Genomic DNA, 23,516 nt, shown 5'->3' on the forward strand with positions numbered 1-23,516 from the left:
TCCCTCTCACGCCGAGCTGATCTTGTTCCGAAATCCCCGAAACGAACAACGCAAGACCGAAGCTTTCGGGGCAATTCGGTCCCCTATCAGACCACAGTCCGCACAGTCTTGCCGCGCCAGCGCTGTGATCTGCGACAACACCGATTTATGGTTGCCAGAGCATAGCCAGCGGGCCGGTACTCAGTCCCGGCGGGCGTTGCGGGCGGTGCCGCGATGGGCGGTGACGGTGGCGGGGTCCTCGGGCCAGGCGTGCTTGGGATAGCGGCCGCGCAGGTCGGCCCGGACCTGCGGCCAGCCGGTGCGCCAGAACGAGGCGAGATCGGCGGTCACCGCGGCCGGGCGCTGCGCCGGTGAGAGCAGGTGCAGCACGACGGGCACCCGGCCACCGGCCAGGCGCGGCGTCTCCGCCCACCCGAAGATCTCCTGCACCTTGACCGCCAGCACCGGCGGATCGGCGGCGTAGTCGAGGCGGATCCGGCTCCCGGAGGGCACCTCGAGCCGCTCCGGAGCGAGCTCGTCGAACCGGGCCGCCTCGGGCCAGGGCAGCAGACGGCGCAGAGCCGATTCCGCGCCGATCCGGGCCAGGTCGGCCCGGCGGCGGGCGCCGGCCAGCTCCGGGCCGAGCCAGCGGTCCAGGTCCGCGAGCAGGGCGGCGTCGTCCACGGCGGGCCAGGGTGCGCCCAGCGTGCGATGCAGGAAGTCCAGGCGTTGCCGCAGGGCCAGCGCGTCGGCGTCCCAGCGCAGCAGGCCGAGCTCGAAGCCGCGCCGGACGGCCGCGGTGACCAGTGCGGGGTCCGGATCGCGCAGCGGCTTCTCCGACAGCACGATCGCGCCGAGGCGCGTCACCCGGCGGGCCACGACGTCACCGTCGACCCACTCGACTTCGTCGGCGGTGCCGAGCAGATTCGGCGCGGCGCGGCGGGCCAGCTCCGCGTCGGCGATGGCGGCCAGGCGAATTCGGGCGTCGGTGCGGCCCGGGTCCCGCGCGGCGCCGGCGATCGCGAGCCACTCCGCCTCGCCCAGACCGGAACCCGGCGGCAGCGTGGCCGCGGTGCCACCGGCCATCAGATAGCTTGCCGAGCCCGGCGCGCGGCGGCGCGCCAGCCGCTCCGGATAGGCAAGCGCGGCAACGTAAGCCGGGTCGTCCGCACCGCCGGGGCTGTCGGCGACCAGCCGGGCGATGCGATCCACCTCCCGTTTCCAGCGCGCCGGGCGGTCCCGGCGCAGCGTCTGCAGCGCGGCGCGGAGATCGGTTGCGGGCGCGATGCTGTCGTCGTCGAGCAGCGCCACCACCTCGGCCGCCGCCCGCGCGCCCACCACGGGCGCGCCGTCCAACAGCGCCCGGGCCAGGCGCGGATGCAGCCCGAGCGCGGCCATGCGGCGGCCCCGATCGGTCACTGCCCCTTCGGTTTCCACCGCACCCAGCGCCCGCAGCACGGCGCGGCCCGCGGTCAGCCCACCCACCGGCGGCTCGTCCCACCAGGCCAGGCCGTGCCCGTCCGCGGTGCCCCAGCAGGCCAGCTCCAGCGCCAGCCGGGTGAGGTCGGCGGTGCGGATCTCCGGTTCCGGATAGGCGGGCAGCGTGGAGTGCTCGTGCTCGGGCCAGCACCGCCAGGCCCGCCCCGGCGCCTCCCGGCCGGCGCGACCGGCGCGCTGCTCGGCCACCGCGGCCGACACCCGGACCGTGGCCAGCCCGGACAGGCCGCGCCGGTGATCGATGCGCGGCACCCGCGCCAGCCCCGAGTCCACCACCGCGCGGACGCCGGGCACGGTCAGGCTGGATTCGGCCACCGCCGTGGACAAGACGACCCGGCGGCGCGCGCCCGGACGCAACGCGGTGTCCTGGTGCGCCGCCGACAGGCGCCCGTGCAACGGAACGACATCCACCTCGCCCAGCCCGGACAGCAGGTCGGCGGTGCGGCGGATCTCCGCGGCGCCGGGCAGGAAAACCAGGACGTCACCGTCGGTTTCGGCCAGCGCGGCGCGGGTCGCGCGCGCCACCTGCGCTTCGATCCGCTCGCGCGGCAGCGCGGGCAGGTACGCGAAGTCGACCGGGTAGGCCCGGCCGTGTACCTCGAGCACCGGCGCCGGGTCGCCGAGCAGAGCCGCCAGGCGATCGGCGGCGACGGTGGCCGAGGTAGCCAGCACCCGCAGATCCGGGCGCAGGCCGGCGCGCGCGTCCAGCAATAGCGCAAGCAGGAGATCGGCGTCCAAGTGACGTTCGTGGCATTCGTCGAGCACCACCGTGTCCACACCCGACAGTTCCGGGTCGCCCTGCAACCGGCGCACCAGCAGGCCGGAAGTGACGACTTCGATGCGTGTGCCCGGCCCGACCCGGCGATCGCCGCGCACCGAGTAGCCCACGGTCGCGCCGACCTGTTCCCCCAGCAGGGCCGCCATCCGGGCCGCCGCCGCGCGGGCCGCCAGCCGGCGCGGCTCGGCCACGACGATCCGGCCGCCGGTCCCGGCGGCCAAGGCCAGCGGGACCAGCGTGGTCTTGCCGGTACCAGGCGGCGCAACCAGCACGGCCGTGCCCGCGGACGCCAGCGTGGCGGCGATCCGGGACAGGTGCGGCCGGACCGGGAGGTCGGGCAGTTCGGGCAGCTTCATCGCAGATCAGTGTGCCTGGCCCGGGCGGGAGCGCCCACGCCGCCGGTCAGTCGAACGGTGACCGGTCGATACCGCAGCGGGTGCCGTCCGGCGGCAGCTCACCGGTGAACAGGTACTCCCGTTTGATGCGCTCGGCGCAGCTGCTGGGCACGTACATGCTGCTGTGGCCCGCGCCTTCGATCACCACGACGCGCGCCGCCGCGAGTTGCTCGGCGCCCGCGTAGGCGCCGGGCAGCGGGGTCGCGGGGTCGAATCGGCTGTTGAGCACCAGGATCGGCGCGGCGGTGCGCCGATTCCACGGGCCGGTGTAGCGGTCGGCGTCGTGCGCCTGCCAGAAAGCGCAAGTGGCGCTGCCGAATACCGGGATGCGACCGAAGAAGGGCACCCGCTGATCTTCGGAAAACGCCGCGCGGGTGTAGATCTCCGGATCGGTGGGCACGGTGCTGTCGGCGCACTGGATGGCGTGGAAGGCCTCGGTGCGGTTACCGGTGTAGGACGCGCCCTTGGCAATCGGCAGGATGCCGGGCAGCGTGGTGCCCGCGTCGAACAGGCGCTGGAGCAGTGTGGCCAGCTCCGGGTAGGTCGAGGACTGGGACAGTTCCGCCGCCGCGTTGATGATCGCCGAATAGGTCCAGGCCTGGCCGTCCAGCCGGATCGGGGACAGCCGGGCCCGCTCGGCCAGCACGACCCACTTGAGCTTCGGATCGCCGGCCGCGAAGTCGCAGCGCGGCCCGGCCGCCGTGCACTGTCGCAGGAAGGCCTCGAAGGTCTCCGAGATGCCCTGGGCGACATCCTGTCTGGTGTCCAGCGGGACGACCGTGCCCTGGCCCTCGTGCCCGGTGACGTTGCCCTCGAAGTCCATCGACCCGTCGAAGGCCATGGCGCGCACCCGGCTCGGGAACATGTTGGCGTAGACCGCGCCGACCTGCGTGCCGTAGGAAATACCGTGGTAGGACAGTTTCGGGTCGCCCACCGCGCGGCGCAGCAACTCCAGATCGCGCGCGGTGTTGGCGGTGGAGGCGTGGTCCAGGATCGGGCCGGCCTGCTGGCGGCAGCGCTCGGCGAAGTCCCGGGACCAGTTGTAGTAGGCGGTCTCTTCGCCGGGGGCCGTGGGCATTTCGGGCACCGAGCCGAGGAAGGCCAGCTGCTGTTCCACCGAGGAGAAGCAGCGCGCCGCCGAACTCCGCGCCACCGCGCGCGGATCCCAGGAGACCAGATCGAATCGGGCGCGCAGCTCCGGGGAGAACAGCCACGGCCACTGCGCGCGTTCCCGCAGCCGGTCCACGCCCGAGGGGCCGGGGCCGCCGAAGTTGACGAACAGCGTGCCGAGGCGCTGGGCGGGATCGGTGGCCGCCAGCTTGAGCACCGCGAGGTCGATCTGCTCGCCGTTGGGCTGGTTGTAGTCCAACGGGACCCGTGCGGAGGCACATTCGAAGCCGTCCTGGCACTCCGACCAGGCGAGCACAGGCGTATACGCGGCCGAGGCCAGCGGATCTACGTAGGCGTCGGCGCCGTCGTCCGCGTGCGCGGGCACCGGAAGCCCGAGCACGCCCACCGCCAGCACCACCGCCGAGACAGCGCGCCGGACGCCGCGAAACCTGTTGGGTCTCAACCGCACATCCACACCGAAGCCTCCCGCAACCGAGCAACGAACCGCGTGATCGTGCCATACCCGTGATCGCGGGGGCCACAAACGGAGACCTTGGCCACACCGGCTCAGAAGCCGGGCCGCCCGTGCAGCGGCAGGGTGAGGTAGCTGGGTTCGGCCGGATCCAGCCGCACCTGCTGTGGGCGCAGGCCGCCGGCGGCGATCGAGGCGCCGATCGGCAGCGCGCGCGGCACATTGAAGGCATAGACGTCGATGCGCAACCGGTGCCCGGGCTGGATCACGGCATCGGTCGCCAGCAGGCCGATGTCGAGAACCGTTGGCGCACCCGGGGTCTGCGGTGCGACGGCGGCGATGTCCAGCGGGTGGTAGGGCTCGAGGTAGTCGCCCTCGGGTGTGCGCGTGCTGCGCGCCTCGTCGACAGCGCGCAGGCCAGCGACCAGCTGGCCGGTGGACAGGACCGTCGAGGTGCCGTCCGGCGCGACGTCGTTGACCGATACCGCCCAGAAGCCGTCGGTGGCGTCGAGCACCGTATTCAGGTGCAGGTTCATCCGGCCCGACAGGACCGTCGCCGTCTCGGCGGGCGCGGTACTGAAGGTCAGAGCCTCGGCTTCGGCGAAGCGGGAATCGAATTCGCAGGTGGTGCCGCCGGGCAGCATGGCGACCATGCCCGCGGTGCCCTCGATGGCCTGGCGCGAACACAGACCGCGCAGGCCGGGCGCCACGGTCAACTGGTCGACGGCCGCCGGGCCGGTGCGGCTCAGGCTTCCGTCGAACACGGCGTGCGGCGCGCTCGCGCTCGGATCGGCGGTGAGATAACGCCTTTGGTAGTCGACGCCCGCGCGCGGGAAGCTGTCGCCGGAGGTCCAGCCGCCGCCCTGCTGGTAGAGCGTGACGGGTCCGTAGTTCTCGATGCCGGTATCGATCCCCTTGAGCCACTTGTCGAACCAGGCGCGCTGGAAGGCCGTGACCGACGGCGGTGCGCCGGGCTCGCCGAAACCCTTGGTGGCGGTGGCGTGGTAGCCGTTGCCCATCAGCAGTTGCTTCTGCCCGGGCGGCAGCGGGATCGCGTCGTAGATGGCGGGCTGGCTGTTGGCGAAGATGTCGTGCCAGCCACCGATGACGAAGGTGGGCACCTGAATTCGGCTCGGATCGGACTGCCGCGCGCGGTACCAGTCGCTGTAGCCGGCCAGGTCGACCGTCGCCGGTGGCAACGCGGCCAGATCCGGGCTGGCAAGTACGGCAGCGAGTTCCGGCAGCATGGTGGCGGGTGCGGCCAGCCGGTCGGCCAGCCAGCGCGGATCGAATCGGCCCTGCTGCATGGCTTGCAGGCCGGAGGCCCACTTGCCGCCGTTGACGATGCTCAGCCACATCGGCATGAAGCCGAGGCCGATCGCGCCGCCGGTGCCGACGATGTCGCGGAACAGATCCGAGCCCGGGATGACCGGCAGGATCGCCTTCAGCGCGGGCGGGCGGTGCGCGGCCGCCTGCACCGTGTTGATGCCCAGATAGGAGGCGCCGCTCATGCCGACCGAGCCGTTCGACCAGGGCTGGCGCGCGGCCCACTCGATCACCTCGAGCGTGTCGGCCTGCTCGCGCGGGCCGAGCACGTCCCACACGCCCTGCGAGACCCCGGTGCCGCGCACATCCACGACCACCGAGACATAGCCGCTGCGGATCAATTCCTGGGACAGACCGATCATTCCGCCGCCCGCCACCGGATCGGCGCCCTGCTTCAGGTAGGGGGTCATCGACAGGAGCACCGGCAGCGGCGTGTCGGTGGCCCGGCCGTCGGCCGCCGCGGGTCGGAAGATATTGGCCCGCAGCGCGATTCCGTCACTCATCACGATCGCGGTGTCGCGCTCGGCCGCGATGGCGGGATAGCTGGTCTGCTGCCACCCGTCGGCCCATCCGGGCGTGCTCACGGCGTCGGCCGCCGCCTGCGGCGCGAGGGCGCAGACCATCGTCATCGATACGACCGCGACCAGAAGCCGCCACCGCCGGACCATCATGTCGAACCACCACTATCCAATTGCTGTGCGTCACAACGATCCCGACCGTGACCGGCTCACCCTGACACAGCTTTACTCGCAAGTAAAGCGTGACGCCCGGTCCCGGAAAGGCGCGTCCCGCACCGCTGTGCCATAGTCTTCCGACCGGCCGGGCCGCCACGCTGCCGCCGGTTTCGCAGACCGTGCTCCACAGCTCGACCCACTCACAGTCGCAGACCGGTCGATTCCGACGAAGTTCCACTGCCGAGCAGGTGCGTCCTGCTGCCTCGGCCCCCGGCTGCTCTGCGCGACATACCGACACCCGATCGTTTGTCGAAAGGACCTGAGCACGTGAATATCCTGGATTCCGCCGCATCGACGGCGGGGCCGAGCACGCCCGAGATCATCGAGCTGACCGACGAGTTCTACCAGGATCCGCACGCGGTCTACCGCGAGCTCTACCGGCTCGGGCCGATCCACAGAGTCAGAGTGGACAGCGTCGAGGGCTGGCTCATCGTCGACCACGACGTCGCCAAGCAAGCCTGCGTCGAACCCAACATCAGCAAGCACATCGGCTCCCCCGCGGGCCAGGCGGTCCTCGCCAAACACGGCGCGGGGGAAAACTTCAACGCCGCCATCACCGACAACATGCTCTTCGCCGATCCACCGCAGCACACCCGGCTGCGCAAGCTCGTGCAGAAGGCCTTCGCGGGGCGCGCGATTCGCGAACTCGGCCCGCGCATCACCGACATCGCCGACCAGTTGCTCGACCAGATGTGCGCCGAGGGCTCGGTCGATCTGCTCGACAGCTACGCCTTCCCGCTGCCGGTCGCGGTGATCTGCGAACTGCTCGGCGTCCCCGAAGACGACAAGGACGACTTCCGGGCCTGGACCGCGGGCGTGGTCGACGAATCCACCTCCATCGAGGAGCGCACCAGCGCGGGCATCAGCTTCTTCACCTATCTCAACAATCTCATTCCGGCGCGCACCGAGCAGCCCGGCGAGGACCTGCTCTCCGAGCTCATCGTCGCCATGGACGACGGCGATCGACTGGATCAGCAGGAACTGATCTCCATGCTGCTGCTGTTGCTGGCGGCCGGGCACGAGACCACGGTCAATTTGATCGGCAACGCGGTGCACCAACTGCTGCGCGAGCCGGCGCTGGCCGAGCGGCTGCGGGCGGATCCGGCGGGCATCCCGGCGTTCGTCGAGGAGATCCTGCGGACCCAGGGCCCGGTGCATATCGCCACCTCCCGCTTCACCACCGCGCCGGTCACCCTCGGCGGTCAGCGGATCGAGGCGGGCGAATTCATCATGATCTCCCTCGCCGCGGCCAACCGGGACGAGAAGCGCTTCCAGGACGCGGACCGCTTCGACGCCGAGCGCTCCGACCGGAGGCACATCGCGTTCGGGCACGGCATCCACTACTGCGTGGGCGCCGCCCTGGCCCGGATGGAGGCGACCATCGCGCTCACCCGACTGCTGGAGCGGACCTCGAACCTGACCCTCACGGGCGAGTTCGGCGACCTGTCCTGGCGCAAGAGCATGCTGATCCGCGGGCTCACCGCGCTGCCGGTCCAATTGACCGCCGCACCCGGCGCCCGCTCCCGGTGGTCGATCGCCTCGTGACCGAGACCCGCTGGGCTCGCCACACAGGGACCGGCGAGCTCGGCGGGGACCCGGCCGAGCCGCTCGATACCGTGCGCCGGCAGCCGGATGTCAACCACGAATTACGGCCGCGTTCACATCGTGTTTACGATGTCCGAATGCTCATTCTCGACCCGCACGACCGTTCGGCCCGCTCGGCGGGGATCGAGCGGCGGGATGGGCATTTTCGGCCGATCACCATCTGGGGCGGCATCGCCGCCGCACTGCTCGTCCTGATCGCGGGTCAGGTGATGGCCGTGCACATCGGCGCACTCGGCCCGCTGACCAGCCTCTTCCGCGATTACGCGGGTATTCCGAAATCCGCGAGTACCTCCTGGGCGGGCTTCCTGCTCGCGCTGGTCGGCGTCACCAATCGGGTGCGCGTGACGGCACTCGCCTCCGCGGTCGCGCTCGATCTGGTGTTCGTGGCGATCCGCGCGATCGAGGGCGCGAAGTTCACCATCGGCAACGGCCCGACCATCGTGCTCACCGTGCTGGCGATCCTGGCCGCGGTGCGCTGGAGCGGCACCCAGCGCGAAACCGCGCTGCGCACCATCGCGCTCGGTGCGCTGCTGATCCTCGCGACGAAGGTCGGCGAGATCTGGCTCGACATCACCGCGTGGGCCCGGCCGATGGTGCTCGACCCCTACGTCCAGGTGGCGGACCGGGCGCTGGGCAACCCGTCGTGGCTGGTGGGGCAGGTCCTGGAGGCGGCGCCGTGGTTCGAGAGCCTGGTCCGCTGGGTGTATTTCGAGTTGCCGGTCGCGGCCATCGTGGTCGCCGTGTGGCAGTTGCGCGGCGTCACCGCGGGCCGGTGGCCCAGCCATCACCTGGTGCGGACGTTCCTGACGATCGGCCTGGTCGGGCCGCTGTTCTATGTGCTGTTCCCGGTCGTCGGGCCGATCCTGGCGTTCGGATCCTGGGGCCACGGCATGGAATTGGCGAATGTCTGGCCCGATGTCGTTCCGCCGGTACCTGCCACGCTGACGGCGATGCCCTTCGACGGCATCACCCCGCGCAACTGCATGCCGTCCCTGCACACGGCGTGGGCGCTGTCGCTGTTCATCCATTCCAGACGCGGGCCGGCCTGGCTGCGCTGGGGCGGGGTGTTCTGGCTGGTATGCACGCTGACCGCGACCCTGGGCCTGGGCGCGCACTACGGCGTGGATCTCATTGTGGGCGCGGCATTGTGCCTGACCATCGAATCCGTGCTGCGCAATCCGGAGCGGGGCTGGGACCAGGCCCGGGTGCGCGTGGTGGCGCTCGGCGTCGCGACGTTCGCGACGGTGCTGCTCAGCGTGCGCTATCTGCCGCTGACCATGGCGGCCCATCCGCTGCCGTCCGGCCTGGCGATCCTCGGACTGTTCGCCACGCTGGCAATCACGTTCTACCGCACCTGGTTCGCGCCCACCCGAGGCACCTCGTAACGAATTCTCTTTTTGCAAACCTCGAGTTTGCTGGATACCCCACTTTCCTGCATCGATGGCGAACTCGCCGCAATACCAGGGGAATAGCAATATTCTCTGTCACATGGTGCGCACGGCATTAGCCGGAGCCGACCCGGACGAACCTGAACGTCCTGTGGCGGCGCCCCGGCCGGATCACCTATCGGTGGTCACAGAAACGCCCGAACCTGACGAGTACCAGGTGCAGGTGCCCAGCGAGCCGGTGCTGACGGCCGCGGACATCGCCCGGCTCCCAGCCGCCGCGCGACATCGAATAGCGGCCTATGTGCACACCCAGTTGGCCGATCTCGAAGAGATGGCCTGACACCTCAGTCGTGCGCGTGCAGGCGCGCCTGGACCTCCGGGCGGCGCAGCGGCGGGATCGTCTTCGGCGGTACCTTGCGGTCCGGGAGCTGCGCGAGTAACCGAGCCGTTGCGGCGGCAATATCCGCGACCGCCTCCTCGACCGCCGGCTTAGTTGCTGCGGAAATGCTGGAGAGGCCACCGACCTTGCGCACATACTGCAGGGCCGCCGCCTGAATTTCCTCGGGTGTTGCCACGGGCTCGAGGCCGCGCAGCGCGGTGATGTTTCGGCACATACTCCGAGGCTACGAGCCGCCACCGACAAGCGCCGCCTTATAGGCCAGATTTTTGCGATTGGCAACACTCGAGCGCCACTCGGCGAGCCGCTGCCGTTACCTTCGATTTATCGGCTTTGAACAGGCGTTTTCCGACTCTGAAACGATCCTGATTTGAACTCCGTTATTGAATCGTAGTAAACTTGAGGCAATCTTGCGATCAAGCAAGTCACCCGCCCTGGTCGGCCCAGAGCCGAGCCGGGACCCATGGCGCCGGGGGTGATAGCGACCGCGTGCGTAAAGCCCGGTCGCGTTGGGCCGAACTCCGGTCCGACCCGGCTGCCGCTGCGCATTCCATGCGAGCCGGCGGGTGCACGACGAATAACGGAGATTGCCGAACCTCATGGGTAAACATCACATCCGGAACTCGCGCCTGCGCGGAACCGCTCGCCTGGCCATCCTGGCCGGCGCCGTCGCCGCGACCGCCGCCCTGCCCGCCGTCCCGGCGCTCGCCCAGACCCTGCAGGTTCCCGGCGTCGGCGCGGTCGAGATCCCGGACGTGCCGCAGCCCGTCAAGGATCAGCTCGCCTCGCCGCAGGCCCAGGACCTGCTGAACCAGGTGCCCCAGCCCTACCAGGACCAGGCCCGCGACGTGGTCGGCCAGATCGTCCCGCCGCCGCCGTCGGCCGCCGGGCTGCGCGCCCTGCAGGCCGCCGAATCCCAGATCGGCACCCCGTACGTGTGGGGCGGCAGCGAGCCCGGCGGCTTCGACTGCTCCGGCCTGGTGCAGTGGTCCTACGAGCAGGAGGGTGTCGGCCTGCCGCGCACCAGCCAGGAGCAGGGCTACGTCGGCACGCCGGTCCCGCTGGACCAGGCCCGGCCCGGCGATGTCGTGATCTACAACGGCGGCTCGCACACCGGCATCTACGCCGGCGACGGCCAGGTCGTGCACGCGCCCAGCTCGGGCCAGAACGTCACCTACGCGCCGGTCGACCAGATGCCGATCGACGGCATCCGCCGTCCGGTCGACGCCTGATCGTTCAGTACCAGTGGTTGGCCTGCCAGAAGGCCCAGGCGCCGTCGGGACCGCCGTAGCGCTTGTTCATGTAGTCGTAGGTCCAGCGGATCTGGGTGACCGGGTTGACGGTCCAGTCCAGGCCGTGGGTGAACATCTTCTCCGGCGGTAGCGCCTGGCCCAGGCCGTAGGCGCCGCTCTGCGGATTGCGGGCCAGATGGTTCCAGGCGCTCTCGCGCATGATGATGTTGTCGAAGGCCGGGAACTGGTGCGCGGGCACGATCGACAGGGCGATCAGCTTGTTCGTCGCGCGCAGCAGGGCCATTGTCATCCCGGCCTGGCGGATCGCGGACTCGCACTCCGGGGTATCGCAGTGCGGGATCTGCGCGGCGGCGTATTCGGCGGCCGTGGGGCCGCCGCGGCCGGGTTCGGCCGCCGCCGGGGCGGTGCACAGCAGCACGGCACAGAAGACAGCAACCCCCAGTGCAGGCATTCGGACCATAGGTTTTGCTCCTTCCGCATTCGGAACGCGGATTCGAGCAAACCATTAGTTACACATTCTCCGACGAAGGACACGCCGGGCTACTCGCGCTGTGCGCGCCAGGCCCGTTCCGAGAGCGCCTGCTTGGTCCACATCCACAGCGTCTCGTAGTGCACGCCGACCGTGGGCCCGATGAGCCGGGCCGCGGCGTAGGCCGAGCCGTGCGCGTCGACATATTCCAGGGTGAGCCGGACCGCCTCGGCCCGGACCTGCGGTGAATATCGCTTCGGCATTCGCTCACCGGCCCGGGAACGCAATGGTGCTGGCGCACACCGTATCCCGTAGCTCCCGCGGGATCGCGCCGACCGGGAGGTCGTACCAGAGATCCAGCTCCAGCCGGTTGCCCGCGCCGATTTCCAGATCCGACAGCTGCCGCTTCACGCGCATCGCGTCGATGCTCATCCGGTGACCCGCGGCGGCGGTGTCGACGAGCTGATAATCCTCCGACCGGGTGTCGTGCACGCGGTTGCCGGTGTTGGTGATCGCGATCCGCACCCGGACGAACTGCCCCTTCGGCAGCAACTCCGCATGGGTGCCGAACAGATTGGCCACCCCCGGCTGGACCTCGAGCGCGGTGATCGCCAACTCCGAGCAATCCTCGGGAGTGCGCGCGAAGGAGGTACTCGCGGGGATCGGCGCCGACTCCGGCTCCGGCGCCCCGCAGGCGACGAGCGGCAGGGCCAGCAACAGCATCAACCGGCGCACGTCATCCAGGGTAGCCGTGGCGCCCGGCTCGGGGCACTGAAATGCGTTGTGCCGCATGCGCTACAGCCCCAGCACCCGGAAGACCGTCAGCTGCCAGCCGTTGCCGCGGGTGCACTGCGCGCGGGCGGCGATCGCCAGTGTGCGCGGGCCGCGCTCGTACCGTGCGCAGATCTCCGCGGTCACCGCGTCGACCAGCACCACGTCCACCGGGCCCAGCACCGCCGCCCCGAGATCCCGGCTCGGCGCCGAATCACACACCACCATCGTGCGCACCGCCTCCAGCACCTGCGGACTCACCATCGCGCCCAACTGCGCCACCGGCCGGCGATGATCGAGCACCTCCAACGTTGCCCGCAACACCCGATCCGCGAACCTGCGCGCCCCCGCCCGCGCCGCCCCGGCGACCGGCGACCGCTCCCCCGCAACCGTCGTTCCAGCCCGCGGCACAATATCGCCCGCACCCGCCGGCACCGCCTTGCCCACATCCGCAGACTCGGCCGGTGCCGCACCCTCCTGTGCCCGGCCACCCCGCAAGCGCGGCGAAATCGCCCGCCGATCAACCGAACACGGCTCCTCGCGACTTACCGGCAACGGATCCACCCACGCCTCCGCCCCCACCCGCCGCCGCGGCTCACACCCACAACTCCGCAGGGGCGGTTCATAATTCGGCGCCGGCCGCACATACCTACGTACTTCGCTCACACCGTCGTCCCCTCATCGAGCCCGACCCCGCAACCGAGCACCAACACCGCGGGCAGTCATGCATATTCCGCATGAGTTGCCCTCTACTCGTCGGCGCCACGGAAGCTGTTACACATTTTCCAGGCCTGGTGAACGCCCGGGCGTGTCGGAGTCTCGCCTGGGTAGGGTGTGCGCGGTGAGGTACTTCAACACGGTTGGTCCGTGTGATTCGGACCTGCACTACATGCTTCCGGCCGACGAGCGGCTGCCCGATGCGCAGATGTACTTCGAGTTCGGGTTCTACTTCGTTGTCCATGCACCTCGCCAGAGCGGCAAGACGACGGCGCTGTTGGGCATGGCTCGGCAGCTCGCAGCCGATGGCCACTTCCTCGCGTTATCGGTCTCCTGCGAGACCGTGGCTCCGTTCGGCGACGACTTCACCGGGCTGGAAGTAGCTCTGCTCAGCGAAATTCGCGAGGCCGCTGCACTCCAGGGCTGGGACGGGGATCTACTGCCGCCCGAGGTGTGGCCGGATGTAGCCCCCGGCACTCGCCTCAAGGCAGGACTAGCTGCTTGGGTCGCCAAATGCCCGCGTCCGCTGGTGCTGTTCCTCGATGAAATCGACACGCTCTCCGGAGCGGGTCTGATCAGCGTCCTGCGACAGTTGCGCTCCGGATACACCCAGCATCGTAAGCATTTCGTGCACTCCGTGGTGCTGTGCGGGATGCGTGATGTACGCGATTACAAAGCAGCCTCTGGCGGCGACCCCGGGCGCCTCGGCGGTACCAGCCCATTCAACATTGCCATCGAATCGATCCGCCTCGGCGATTTCACCAAGGCCGAGATGACCCAGCTGTACCACCAGCACACCGCCGAGACCACACAAGAATTCGACGACAAAGCCATAGATCTGGCGTACTGGTACACCCAGGGCCAGCCCTGGCTGGTCAACGCGCTGGCCTGGGAGATCATCGGAAAGATGCGGGTCCGCGAGACAATCACTCTCGATCACGTGGAGGAAGCCAAGGAACGACTGATCCTGGCGCGCGCCACGCACCTGGATTCGCTCATCGACAAACTGAACGACCCACGCGTGCAGCGTGTGCTCGAACCGGTCATCGTCGGCAACGTCCGCCCACCACGGTCCGACTTCGATGACGACACGAGCTACGCCAAGGATCTGGGTCTGATCGCCCAGGGCAAGCAGCTCCGCATCGCCAACCCGATCTATCAGGAAGTGATCGTGCGTGTCCTCGGCGCCAGCGCCGAGTCCGCGGTGACCGCGAAGCCGTCGAGTTTCCGGTTCCCGGACGGCCGCATCGACTTTCCCCACCTACTGCAAGAGTTCGCGGCTTTCTGGATCCAGCACGGCGATGTGCTCGCGAATCGGGACAACTATCACGAGGCGGCCGCTCAGCTGGTGTTGATGGCTTACCTGCACCGCATCGTGAACGGTCGCGGATACGTCGAACGTGAAGTCGGTGTCGGGCGCGGCCGGATCGATCTGCTTGTCCGGCAGCCATATACGGATACCGAGGGCCGTCAGGCCGAACAGCGCGAAGCATTGGAACTGAAGGTCTGGGCCGGTCATCAAGCCGACCCGCTGACGGACGGGCTGGCTCAATTAGACAGCTATCTGGACCGACTCGTTCTGGACACCGGCACCCTGGTTATCTTCGATCGCCGCCCCACCGCCGGATCGATCGCCGCACGCACCGCTTTCGACAAAGCACAGACTCCGGCCGGCCGAAGCGTCACGCTGCTGCGGGCCTGAACCGTTCAGCCGGGTTGGGGGACCTGGGTCAGGGCGTGGGTGACTATGGCGTTGAGGCGGGCGTGGTGGGCGCCCTTCCAGTAGGTCTGGCCGCAGGTGGTGCAGCGGGCCAGGGTGGGGTCGGGGGTGGTGGAGCGGAGCAGGCCGTTGCAGGTGGTGCAGCGGGTCCAGGGGGCCAGGGGTGGGGCGAAACGGGTGAGGACGTCGTCGAGTTGCTCGGGTGGGCGGTGGCTGTAGATGTAAGCGCCGGCGAAGATTTCGCGGCGGCGGAGCAGGCCGCGGTCGCGGGAGAGCAGGATGCGGTGCTCGGCGGCGGAGCGGGTGGCCAGGGCGGCGTCGCCGATATCGGGGTTCTCGTAGGCGGCGTCGAGACCGAGCAGGCGCAGGCGGCGGGCGAGGGTGCCCAGGTGGATGTCGAGCAGGAAGCGCAGCGGTTCGGTGCGGGGTTGCGGGCGCGCGACGGCGCGGACCTCGATGGATTCGCCGGTGGCGGGAACGTGCGCGGGCCGGACCGGGCGGCCGTCGACCAGGAGTTCACCGACCTCGGTCAGCGGAACGCCCATGGACTCCACGGCATGCCCGAGACTCGAGACGCCGTCGGTGCGTACCACTGCACCCCCGTTGCGCAGCGCCGCCGCGACGAACACGTGTAGCTCCGGCGCGAACTCGATGGTGATCCCCGATTCACTCATCTCGTCAGCATGCCAGCGGGAACCGCCGGTCAGCCAGCGTATTTCGCCGACGGCTCAGCCGAACAGACCACCGAGGGCGCCGCCGGACTGACCGGCCTGCTGGCCACCGCCGGTGCCGCCGAGCAGACCACCGGGCGGCAGCTCCGAGGGCTGCACGATGACGAACCCGCGACCGGAGAACGACAGCGTCAACCCCTCCCCCGTGCTGCGGCCCATGAGCCGGCCCAGGCCGAAGGAGTCGTTGCGCTTGATGCCGGTGTTCAGACTCGAGGACCACGCCACCGCCGCCTGCGGATCCGCGAAGGTGGGCTGGTCCACCTGTAGCACTACCGGGGAGCCGTGCGTGGTGATCGCGATCCGCCCGCGCCCGCTGAAGACGCAGTTGAAAAGCCCGGCGTTGCTGGCGATTCCGGCGGCGCCGGAGACCATCTTCACGTCGTAGCGCAGGCTCGAGTCGAAGGCCAGGACATTGGAGCCGTTGATGGTGAGCCCGTCCGACCCGTCCAGATCGACGGTGTGCACATCGGCGGCGGCGTTGGCCAGGAACAGATCGCCGTGGCCGGTGACCTTCATCAGCGGCACGCCCTCGCCGGTCAGCCGCTGCTGGATGGCGCGGCCGATGCCGCCCGAGCCGAGCGCCTTGAACTGCAGATCACCCTGGTAGGCCACCATCGACCCGGCCCGCGCCATCACCTCGCCGGCGACGGCGACCTTGATCATCTTGCCGCCCTGCTTCTGGATGCCGGGGCCGCTGGCCTCCGCGAAACTCGGGTTGAACAGATCGCTCTGCATCGGCAGTGCTCCTTGCTGGAATTGCGGCGGGGCGGAGTAGGCGGGCTGCGGCGGCGGCGGCTGATACCCGGGCGGCGGCTGATAGGCCGGCGGCTGCGGTTGATATGCGGGCGGCTGTTGATAAGCGGGCTGCGGCGGCTGGTAGGGCGCTTGCTGCGGCGCGGGGTCGTCATCGATGTCGACCCCGAATGCCGTGGCGATACCGGCCAATCCGTTGTCGTACCCCTGCCCGACGGCCCGGACTTTCCACGCACCCTGGCGGCGGTAGATCTCCACGCACACCACGGCCGTCTCGGTGCTGAGCCCGGTCATCGGGAAAGTCAGTGTGCCGGCGGCGGATCCGATGGTGGCCAGCAGCGAACCGGCGGCGGCGAAGGTGCCGGGCCGATCCAGGCTGGCGGTGACCACGACCTTGTCCACGTCCGGCGGTAGGGCGGGGATCTGCACATCGACCACGTCGGGCCCGCCGCCGCCGTGCCGGTAGGTGACACCCGGCCCGGCCGGCTGATTGAAGAACACGAAGTCGGCATCGGAGCGCACCTTGCCGTCCGCCCCGAGCAGCAGCGCGGAGACATCGACAGGATCGATGCAGGTGACGGTGACCGTGAGCCGGTCACCGGGCACGGGCCGGTTCTCACCACGAGCCAGCGCGGTCACCGGTTCGCTCCGCTGTTCTCAGCCACTCCGGGGAGTTTGTGAAACACAGCATCGAGTGTGCCGTGCGGCGCGCTCGAGTGCCAGTTCACCTGGCGCGATTCTTGAAGAAGTCCCACAGGAGATCGGTGGCGCTGATCCCGGCGGAACCGTCGACCAGCACCCCGCGCGTGCCGCCGGGCCAGGCGTGGCCCATCTCCGGGAGCCGGTAGACCTGCAAATCGCTGCCGTCGCCGCATTTCCCGGCGGTCAGCGTGATGCCCTGGGGCAGGGTCTGCGCGACCGGCTGGACCGTGCAGCCGAGCCGCTGCCGCCAGGTCTCGATGCCCTGGCCGAGTTGCGCGACGGCCCGGTCCTTGCCGCCGAGGAAGGTGATCACCGAGACCGGCGTCTTCGGTTTGTAGGTCTCGTCCTTGAACGCGACGTCGCCGATGAATCCGCCACTCACCGGCGCGATGGCCGCGAAAACACCGGGCACTTCCACGGCGAGCTTGAACGCCATGTCCGCGCCATTCGAAATACCGGTGGCATAAACGCGTTTCGGATCGGCTTTCCACAGCTCGGTCATCCGTTCGACCACCTGCTCGATGAACCCGACATCGTCCTCGGAACCGCAGCACACCAGGGCGTTGTAGGCATCGTTCAGACCCTGCGGATAGACGACGAGGAAATTCTCCTGATCGGCTTTCGCGTTCATGCCGGAGCTCTGGGCGATCGCGGCGGAAGTGCCTGGGCGGAAATGCAGCACGACCACGAGTGGCAACGCGGTCGCGCCGTCGTAGCCCGGCGGCGCGTGCACGGTGTAGGCCCTGGTCTTGCCGCCGGATTCGAACGTGACGGTCTGATCACCGGGTCCGGGTTTGTCCGCGGGTGGCGCCTCTTCGGAATCGCCGCAGGCCACCGCGACCACGGCGGTCAGCGCGACAGCGATGGCACCGATACTGCGTAGCCACGACATGCCCAACTATGACATGCCCACCCGATCGATAATGCCGAAATCGTTGCGCCACAATGGCATTTCCGCGCCGCCGACGGGCTCAATTCAGATCGGAAAAGAATGTATAGCTGTCCGGATCCGCGGTCGGCTGCCAATGCAGGCCCTGCAAGAAGAAGCACGCGATCAGGTTCGCCAGGGCGAACAGCGCCAGCACACCGAGGGTGCACAGCGCGGCGGTGCGAGTATCCGCGGGCCGGATGACGAACTCCCGCGGGCCGACGGCGGGGGTCAGGAACAGCACGAGTCCGGCCGCCAGCACCGCAGCCGCGGACACGATCAGCGCCCAGGTATCGAGGTGCAGGCCGAACAGCCCGGCCGTGAAATCCCGGTCCGGGTCGGCGATCTGCGTCAGCACCCGGGCCGCGGCGAGCACGGCGCCACACCCGGCCGTGCTGACCGCCCAGCCCCAGCCACACGCCCAGTCGCGCGCGGAGATCTCGCCGTCGCGCGCCCGGGCGATGAGGTAGCCGGGCCCGATCGCACTGAGCAGGAAGAACATTCGTTGCAGCAGGCCCATCGGCCCGGGATACTCCCAGCGCCCGAACTGGGTCCAGAACGCCAGCGCCAGGATCGCGCACATGGCCAGGACGTAGAGGTGCGCGAGCACCAGGCCGAACCGGCGGCCGCCGCCGCTCCCGAAGACCTCGGCGGCCAGGAACGGCTCGGCGGTGGCCGTGCGGCCGATGAATCCGTCTCCGGCGCCGCGGGTCTCGGCGGCTCTGAAGCGCCGGCCGGCCACCCGCCGATCGCCGGTCATCAGTGGCCGGTGCTCCGGTGCGCGCATCAGAACTCCAGACTGAAGGTGTGGTCGGCGACATGCGGAACAGACGCGGCGACAACGGCGATCAGCGTCATCGTCCACAGGGCACGCGAACCCGGACCGGCCCGGCCGCTCAGCAGAACGGTCAGCACGCAGAGCAGGGTCAGCAGGAAGAGCAAGGTGTACATGGGCATCCTCGCTGGTGGCGTAGTCAAGTGTGAGTTATCACACAGCTAACGCACTATAGCGCCAATTGTCCGTTTTAATTCATGGCTACATCTTGGTCGTGTTCCAGCAGTTCAGTGTCGATGTCGCGGCCGTAGCCCAGGCGCACATCGTGCTCGACTTCCCCGCCGGACACGGTGACCCGGCTGGTGACAGGCGGATAACCCCGTGCCACCACGGTGTATTCGCCCTCGGGCAGATCCGGAACGACGTACTGACCCGCCTCGTCGGTGCGCACCGTCGCGGTGAGATCGCCCGCCACGTCCAGCACCATGATCTGCACGTCCGGCACCGCGCGGCCGTCGGCCACGGCCGCCCCGGCGAGCACCGCCATCGGATCCATATCGATGTCGTGGCGCAGCAAACCGCTGTGCGGCACGGTGAGCGCGGCCGCGTAGGGGCGCATGTGCTCGGCGATCACGACCAGGGTGTAGCTGCCCGAAACCACGTCGTGGCAGACGAAGTGGCCGTCCTCGGTGCTGAGCGCGGCGCCGACGACATCGCCGCTCCGGTCGGTGAGCGTGACCGTCGCGCCGTCGATCGGATTGCCGCTGACCACCGAGCGGACCACGCCCGACACCTCGCTCGAACCCATCAGGGTGAGATCCAGTTGCTGCGGCCAAGGCCCGGCGACCACGCTGATCGCGGTGGGCTGATGGCCCGCGGCCGAGACGATCAGGACGTAGGTGCCGGGCTCGGGGGCGAAGATGGCGTAGTCGCCGTAGCCGTCGCCGGTGGCGCGGGTGACCTGGAGCCCGCGTTTGTCGATGAGGGTCAGGGCGGCATCGGGAACGGGCCGGCCGTCTTCGTGATGGATGCGGCCGGTGAGCGAGGGATTCTCCTGATCGAGATCGGCGAGCGCGGCGATGTCCTCGTCCTCGTCTTCGTCCTCGTCGTCACCGTCGCCGCCGAGATCCAGTGGCGCGGTGACCTCCAGGGCCGGTTCGGGTTCCGGCGGCAACGCCTGCGCCGCGTCGTCCCAGTCGTGCGTCTCGTCCGCGTCCCGCGGGTGGCGCCCGGTCTCCGCCGCGACCAGCAGTTCGATCGGATCATCCTGGAGCGGCAGCTCTTTCATGAACAGCAGCACCAGGCCGGCCAGCAGGGCCACGCCCGCGGTGGTGTAGAACACGCCGTTCATGGCATCGGTGAAACCGACCAGCACCGGGACTCTCAGCTCCTCGGCCATCCCGGCGATGCCGCTGGTGTCGCTGGTGATGGCGCCGAGCTGAGCCGCGTCGAAACCCGCGGGCAGCCGGCCGCCGAACGCGTCGATGATCTTGTTCGGCAACAGGTTGAACAGGATGGTGAGGAAGATCGCGACACCGAGGGTGCCGCCCATCTGCCGGAAGAAGGTCGCCGTCGCGGTGGACACGCCCATGTCCTGGCGGGGGCCGGCGTTCTGCGCGGCGATGATCAGGGTCTGCATGCAGAAGCCGAGCCCGGCGCCGATCACTCCGCTACAGGCCAGCGGCTGCCACAGCGGGCTGTCGAATTCCACCTGCGCGTGCAGCAGCGCGCCGAGCGAGATGAGGAAGCAACCGCCTACGGGCAGCATCTTGTATCTACCCGTGCGCTGGGTGACCAGCCCCGAGATCTGCGCGCCGATCATGATGCCGACCACCAGCGGCAGCATCAGCAGACCGGACTTCGTCGGCGAATATCCGCGTACCACTTGGAAATACAGCGGCACCAGGACAATGGCGCCGAACATGGCGACGCCGACGAGGAAGGCACCGGCAATGGACACGCTGAAAGTGGAATTGTCGAACAGCCGCATCGGAATCAGGGCGGCATCGCGCATCAGCAATTCCACGATGATGAACAGCAGCACACCGGAGGCCGCGACGCCGTAGCAGATCAGCGCGCGCTGGGATTCCCAGCCCCAATGGCGCCCCTGCTCGGCGATGATCAGCAGCGGCACCACGCCGACGGTCAGCGTCAGCGCGCCGAACCAGTCGATACGTTGCTTGCGGCGCACGTGCGGGACATTCAGGAATTTACTCACCACCAGGAAGGCGAGGATGCCGATCGGCACGTTCACCAGGAACACCCAGCGCCAGCCGTCCAACGCCGCGAGTTCGTCGTAGCCGGAGAAGAAGCCGCCGAGCACCGGGCCGAGCACCGTCGAGGAACCGAAGACCGCCATGAAATAGCCCTGGTAGCGCACCCGTTGCCGGGCCGGGACGATATCGCTGAGGATGGTGAACGCCAGCGACATCAAACCGCCCGCGCCCAGCCCCTGGAAGGCGCGGAAGGCCGCCAGCTGATACATCGAGGTGACGAACGCGCAGGCCACCGACCCCAGGACGAACAATCCGATCGCGATGAGATAGCACGGTTTTCGGCCGTAGATGTCGGCCAGCTTGCCGTAGAGCGGGGTGCTGATCGTCGCGGTGATCAGATATGCCGTGGTAGCCCAGGCCTGTTCGTCGAATCCGTGCAGGTCGTTGGCGATCGGCACGATCGCGACGCTCACGATGTTCTGATCCAGGGCGGCCAGGAAGATACCCAGCAGCAAACCGGACAGGATGGTCAGGATCTGCCGATGCGACAGAGAGGTGGTTCTCGAGTTCGTCATGGAGGGGCCTCGGCTCTGATCGACCATCCGGAAAGGGACTGCGGTGCGAGCTCAGCGCCCGGAGGCGGTAACGCAGCGGAGCCACGGAGGGCGTTGCGAACACCGCCGATCAGGCACTGGGTAAATCGAAGTCCTGCGGTATATCTCGAACATCGCAGGCCCGTCGTAATCGACAGGCCATGCGCCACAAGCGATCTGCGAGCAACTATAGATACCGCGCACCGGGTGCGCGTGGACACCCCTCCCCCGCGACCGGGTTCGGGCGCGGGGTCAGGGTGTCACGGGGCCGGAATACCTCAGCGCGTGGCCGTGCGCTGCTTGCTCGTGCGGGCCTTGCTCCGCTCGGCCCGCAACGCGGCGAGCTCCTGCTCGAGGATGTCGGCGACCCGGAACTGACCGGTGTCGTAGAGCGGATCCGGCTCGGGCGTGCCGGTCTTCTCGGGTGCGACGGCCTTGCCGGCCGCCTCGCGGTCGGCCACCACGGTGATCTCCGAGGCCGCCGGGGCCTCGGCCTTGCGCCCCTTCACGGGCGCGGACTTCACCGCGGTTTTCACCGGAGTGGTCTGCGCGGGTGCGGCTTTCACCGGCGCGGGCGCGGCCTTGACCGGTGCCGGCTGTGCGGCCTTCACCGGGGCGGGCGGTACCGGCGCGGCCTTGGCCGGAACCGGCTGTGCGGCTTGCACCGGAGCCGGCTTCACGGCAGGCGCGGACGGCACGGCCACGACCGGCTTCGGCGTGCTGACGCGCGCGGCCGGGCGCGGCGGCTCGGCCGCCACGGGCACGGTCTCGACATCGACTGGCGCGAGCTGCTTTTCGGCGGCCGCCGGAGCGGCGGGACGGCCGTTCACCTTGGCCGGAACCGCCTGGTCGGCCTTCGTGACCGCGACGGTCTTGCCGGAATCGACTGGTGCACGGCGCTTCTCGACCGCCACCGGACCACCGTTGGCGGCCGGGACACCGTTCGGTACCGGTGCGCCGTTCGCGACCGGCGCACCGTTGCGCCGGACATTGCGCACGGGCGGCTCGACGACTTCCGCGACCTCCGCGACCTCTTCGGCCTCGACCACCTCGGGCTCGGCTTCCAGCTCCGCGGCCGGCTCTTCGAGCACCTCGAGCTCGACGGCCGGCACCGGCTCCTCCTCCACCGGCCTGGCCACGGCGCTGCGCGTGTAGCTGGCCATCGAGGGCAGTTGCCGCCGGATGCGCTCGGCCGGATCCGGCATCTCCTTGACCTGCTCGGTGGCCCGGGCGATAGCTAGCCCGTAGCGGGCGCTCGCCGCGTCGTGGATGAGTAGCGCGACGCCGATCATCACCGGCGCGATGGCGTGCACGGCGACCTCGTACCATTCGCCGCCACGCAGATACGGATAGGTGTTGAGGGAGACGGTCAGACCCAGCAGGGCCAGCTCGGCGAGGGCGACCTGCCCGCGACTGTCGACGACACCCCACTCGGACACCTTGTTGGTGCCGATCATGATGATGATCAGGCAGACGCTGATCATGCCTTCGAGCAGATAGCTGAACCAGAACAGCGGATCCGAGGGCCCGCCCGGCGCGATGTTGTGCTGCACGTTCACCGCGGACCACAGCATGCCCGCGCCGACCACGCCGGCCAGGGCACGCAGCGACCAGGCCCGGTGCCGGTACAGCGAGGCCAGCCGGGCATGCGGGCTGGATTCCCGCCGCTGCGCGGCGATTGCCTTGCGGGCGACCAGGAGATCACGCATGTCGGCCTTCTCGATTGCTTCGGTGGTCAGCCGAGCCCGGTCGGCAGCCGCGGACAGGGCCTGCACTTCCTTCCAGCGCTGGCCCCGATCCTGCTCCCGGATCCGCTCGGCGAGTTCGCGTTCGGCGTGTAGCTCGTCCTCGGACAGCGCTTCGGTGAGCGCTGGGTCGAACTGCCAAGCCAGTCGGCCGCGGGCCCGCTCGACCCGTCTTGCCAGCTGTGTCACCTCGTCCTCGATGGGGTGCTCGATGGTCACTTGGACCCCCCACTGCGGACGCTCGGGGGGAGACTTGTAGTCGCGGTTGGGTTCGGCACCCAAGCATTCTTAGTCGATGGCCGCCGACTGCGAAACCGTTGATTTGCCAATGGCACGCCAAACTCGGCGTGGCGCGCGACGACACACGGTGTGCTGCGATATCCGGAACGCCTATCACGGCAGCGCATTGCGGACACTTCCCATAATTCGGAAGTGAAATGAAGTCTGATCGAAAGCCCCTGG

20 protein-coding genes are annotated in these 23,516 nt (G+C 69.2%); 5 read left to right on the plus strand and 15 right to left on the minus strand.

Translation table 11 applies throughout. The features are described from left to right. Positions 1-180 precede the first annotated feature (180 nt). The 3 genes from hrpB to AB0H76_RS32000 all read right to left on the minus strand — a co-directional run bounded on the left by hrpB (position 181) and on the right by AB0H76_RS32000 (position 6,228). A complete protein-coding gene (hrpB, locus tag AB0H76_RS31990) occupies positions 181-2,610 on the minus strand; it encodes an ATP-dependent helicase HrpB (protein ID WP_357330752.1) in 2,430 nt (809 codons plus the stop codon). Between the two features lie 46 nt (positions 2,611-2,656). Then, positions 2,657-4,228, minus strand: coding sequence for an alpha/beta hydrolase (locus tag AB0H76_RS31995; protein ID WP_357330753.1), 1,572 nt, complete (start codon positions 4,226-4,228; stop codon positions 2,657-2,659). Positions 4,229-4,326: 98 nt separating this feature from the next. Further along, complete coding sequence (locus AB0H76_RS32000) at positions 4,327-6,228, minus strand: CocE/NonD family hydrolase (protein WP_357330754.1); 1,902 nt, start codon at positions 6,226-6,228, stop codon at positions 4,327-4,329. Between the two features lie 330 nt (positions 6,229-6,558). Between AB0H76_RS32000 and AB0H76_RS32005 the strand changes: the two genes are divergently transcribed. The 3 genes from AB0H76_RS32005 to AB0H76_RS32015 all read left to right on the plus strand — a co-directional run bounded on the left by AB0H76_RS32005 (position 6,559) and on the right by AB0H76_RS32015 (position 9,624). Continuing rightward, complete coding sequence (locus AB0H76_RS32005; RefSeq protein ID WP_357330755.1) at positions 6,559-7,836, plus strand: cytochrome P450; 1,278 nt, start codon at positions 6,559-6,561, stop codon at positions 7,834-7,836. Between the two features lie 137 nt (positions 7,837-7,973). Next, entirely contained in the window at positions 7,974-9,281 is a 1,308-nt protein-coding gene (locus AB0H76_RS32010; RefSeq protein WP_357330756.1) for a phosphatase PAP2 family protein, read from the plus strand. A gap of 55 nt (positions 9,282-9,336) precedes the next feature. Continuing rightward, positions 9,337-9,624 carry a hypothetical protein gene (locus AB0H76_RS32015; RefSeq protein ID WP_357330757.1) on the plus strand — a complete coding sequence of 96 codons (288 nt, stop codon included), beginning with the start codon at positions 9,337-9,339 and terminating at the stop codon, positions 9,622-9,624. A 4-nt stretch (positions 9,625-9,628) separates the two neighbouring features. Here the strand turns inward: AB0H76_RS32015 and AB0H76_RS32020 are convergent, their stop codons facing one another. Then, positions 9,629-9,898: a DUF2277 domain-containing protein gene (locus AB0H76_RS32020; protein ID WP_357330758.1), complete on the minus strand. Its 270-nt coding sequence runs from the start codon at positions 9,896-9,898 to the stop codon at positions 9,629-9,631. Positions 9,899-10,280: 382 nt separating this feature from the next. Between AB0H76_RS32020 and AB0H76_RS32025 the strand changes: the two genes are divergently transcribed. After that, positions 10,281-10,913 (plus strand): NlpC/P60 family protein, encoded by a 633-nt coding sequence (locus tag AB0H76_RS32025; protein ID WP_357330759.1) that lies wholly within the window; start codon positions 10,281-10,283, stop codon positions 10,911-10,913. A gap of 4 nt (positions 10,914-10,917) precedes the next feature. Here the strand turns inward: AB0H76_RS32025 and AB0H76_RS32030 are convergent, their stop codons facing one another. The 4 genes from AB0H76_RS32030 to AB0H76_RS32045 form a co-directional block, all read right to left on the minus strand. Beyond that, positions 10,918-11,394, minus strand: a complete 477-nt coding sequence (locus AB0H76_RS32030; RefSeq protein WP_357330760.1) for a lytic transglycosylase domain-containing protein — start codon at positions 11,392-11,394, stop codon at positions 10,918-10,920. An 80-nt stretch (positions 11,395-11,474) separates the two neighbouring features. Next, entirely contained in the window at positions 11,475-11,666 is a 192-nt protein-coding gene (locus AB0H76_RS32035) for a hypothetical protein (RefSeq protein WP_357330761.1), read from the minus strand. A 4-nt stretch (positions 11,667-11,670) separates the two neighbouring features. Next, complete coding sequence (locus AB0H76_RS32040; RefSeq protein WP_357330762.1) at positions 11,671-12,138, minus strand: hypothetical protein; 468 nt, start codon at positions 12,136-12,138, stop codon at positions 11,671-11,673. Positions 12,139-12,198: 60 nt separating this feature from the next. Beyond that, positions 12,199-12,621, minus strand: a complete 423-nt coding sequence (locus AB0H76_RS32045) for an Rv3235 family protein (protein WP_357330763.1) — start codon at positions 12,619-12,621, stop codon at positions 12,199-12,201. A 394-nt stretch (positions 12,622-13,015) separates the two neighbouring features. On the opposite strand from AB0H76_RS32045, the gene AB0H76_RS32050 reads away from it, so the two are divergent. Further along, positions 13,016-14,593: an ATP-binding protein gene (locus tag AB0H76_RS32050; protein WP_357330764.1), complete on the plus strand. Its 1,578-nt coding sequence runs from the start codon at positions 13,016-13,018 to the stop codon at positions 14,591-14,593. Positions 14,594-14,598: 5 nt separating this feature from the next. Here the strand turns inward: AB0H76_RS32050 and AB0H76_RS32055 are convergent, their stop codons facing one another. The 7 genes from AB0H76_RS32055 to AB0H76_RS32085 all read right to left on the minus strand — a co-directional run bounded on the left by AB0H76_RS32055 (position 14,599) and on the right by AB0H76_RS32085 (position 23,273). Continuing rightward, positions 14,599-15,285 carry a Mut7-C RNAse domain-containing protein gene (locus AB0H76_RS32055; protein ID WP_357330765.1) on the minus strand — a complete coding sequence of 229 codons (687 nt, stop codon included), beginning with the start codon at positions 15,283-15,285 and terminating at the stop codon, positions 14,599-14,601. A 54-nt stretch (positions 15,286-15,339) separates the two neighbouring features. After that, positions 15,340-16,734 carry an AIM24 family protein gene (locus AB0H76_RS32060; RefSeq protein WP_357330766.1) on the minus strand — a complete coding sequence of 465 codons (1,395 nt, stop codon included), beginning with the start codon at positions 16,732-16,734 and terminating at the stop codon, positions 15,340-15,342. 85 nt (positions 16,735-16,819) lie between these two features. Then, positions 16,820-17,689, minus strand: a complete 870-nt coding sequence (locus tag AB0H76_RS32065; protein WP_357330767.1) for a PHB depolymerase family esterase — start codon at positions 17,687-17,689, stop codon at positions 16,820-16,822. Between the two features lie 79 nt (positions 17,690-17,768). Continuing rightward, on the minus strand, positions 17,769-18,512 hold the full coding sequence (locus AB0H76_RS32070; RefSeq protein ID WP_357330768.1) for a hypothetical protein: 744 nt from the start codon (positions 18,510-18,512) through the stop codon (positions 17,769-17,771). Continuing rightward, the gene (locus tag AB0H76_RS32075; protein WP_357330769.1) at positions 18,512-18,676 is read right to left on the minus strand and encodes a hypothetical protein; all 165 of its coding nucleotides are present in this window, start codon (positions 18,674-18,676) and stop codon (positions 18,512-18,514) included. Before AB0H76_RS32075 ends, AB0H76_RS32070 begins: the two co-directional genes overlap by 1 nt. Positions 18,677-18,750: 74 nt before the next feature. Then, on the minus strand, positions 18,751-21,291 hold the full coding sequence (locus AB0H76_RS32080) for an MFS transporter (RefSeq protein ID WP_357330770.1): 2,541 nt from the start codon (positions 21,289-21,291) through the stop codon (positions 18,751-18,753). Positions 21,292-21,587: 296 nt separating this feature from the next. Further along, positions 21,588-23,273 carry a hypothetical protein gene (locus AB0H76_RS32085; protein ID WP_357330771.1) on the minus strand — a complete coding sequence of 562 codons (1,686 nt, stop codon included), beginning with the start codon at positions 23,271-23,273 and terminating at the stop codon, positions 21,588-21,590. Between the last annotated feature and the right edge of the window lie 243 nt (positions 23,274-23,516).

It is taken from the genome of Nocardia sp. NPDC050712, from assembly GCF_040654295.1.
In the GTDB taxonomy this organism is placed as follows: Bacteria; Actinomycetota; Actinomycetes; order Mycobacteriales; family Mycobacteriaceae; genus Nocardia.

Excerpts from the sequence above, each read along its gene's own strand:
- AB0H76_RS32025 (WP_357330759.1), top strand. The coding sequence starts at position 10,281 with ATGGGTAAACATCACATCCGGAACTCGCGCCTGCGCGGAACCGCTCGC.
- AB0H76_RS32000 (WP_357330754.1), bottom strand. The coding sequence starts at position 6,228 with ATGATGGTCCGGCGGTGGCGGCTTCTGGTCGCGGTCGTATCGATGACG.
- AB0H76_RS32030 (WP_357330760.1), bottom strand. The coding sequence starts at position 11,394 with ATGGTCCGAATGCCTGCACTGGGGGTTGCTGTCTTCTGTGCCGTGCTG.
- AB0H76_RS32010 (WP_357330756.1), top strand. The coding sequence starts at position 7,974 with ATGCTCATTCTCGACCCGCACGACCGTTCGGCCCGCTCGGCGGGGATC.
- AB0H76_RS32035 (WP_357330761.1), bottom strand. The coding sequence starts at position 11,666 with ATGCCGAAGCGATATTCACCGCAGGTCCGGGCCGAGGCGGTCCGGCTC.
- AB0H76_RS32075 (WP_357330769.1), bottom strand. The coding sequence starts at position 18,676 with ATGTACACCTTGCTCTTCCTGCTGACCCTGCTCTGCGTGCTGACCGTT.
- AB0H76_RS32080 (WP_357330770.1), bottom strand. The coding sequence starts at position 21,291 with ATGACGAACTCGAGAACCACCTCTCTGTCGCATCGGCAGATCCTGACC.
- AB0H76_RS32070 (WP_357330768.1), bottom strand. The coding sequence starts at position 18,512 with ATGCGCGCACCGGAGCACCGGCCACTGATGACCGGCGATCGGCGGGTG.
- AB0H76_RS32020 (WP_357330758.1), bottom strand. The coding sequence starts at position 9,898 with ATGTGCCGAAACATCACCGCGCTGCGCGGCCTCGAGCCCGTGGCAACA.
- AB0H76_RS32015 (WP_357330757.1), top strand. The coding sequence starts at position 9,337 with ATGGCGAACTCGCCGCAATACCAGGGGAATAGCAATATTCTCTGTCAC.
- hrpB (WP_357330752.1), bottom strand. The coding sequence starts at position 2,610 with ATGAAGCTGCCCGAACTGCCCGACCTCCCGGTCCGGCCGCACCTGTCC.
- AB0H76_RS32055 (WP_357330765.1), bottom strand. The coding sequence starts at position 15,285 with ATGAGTGAATCGGGGATCACCATCGAGTTCGCGCCGGAGCTACACGTG.
- AB0H76_RS32065 (WP_357330767.1), bottom strand. The coding sequence starts at position 17,689 with ATGTCGTGGCTACGCAGTATCGGTGCCATCGCTGTCGCGCTGACCGCC.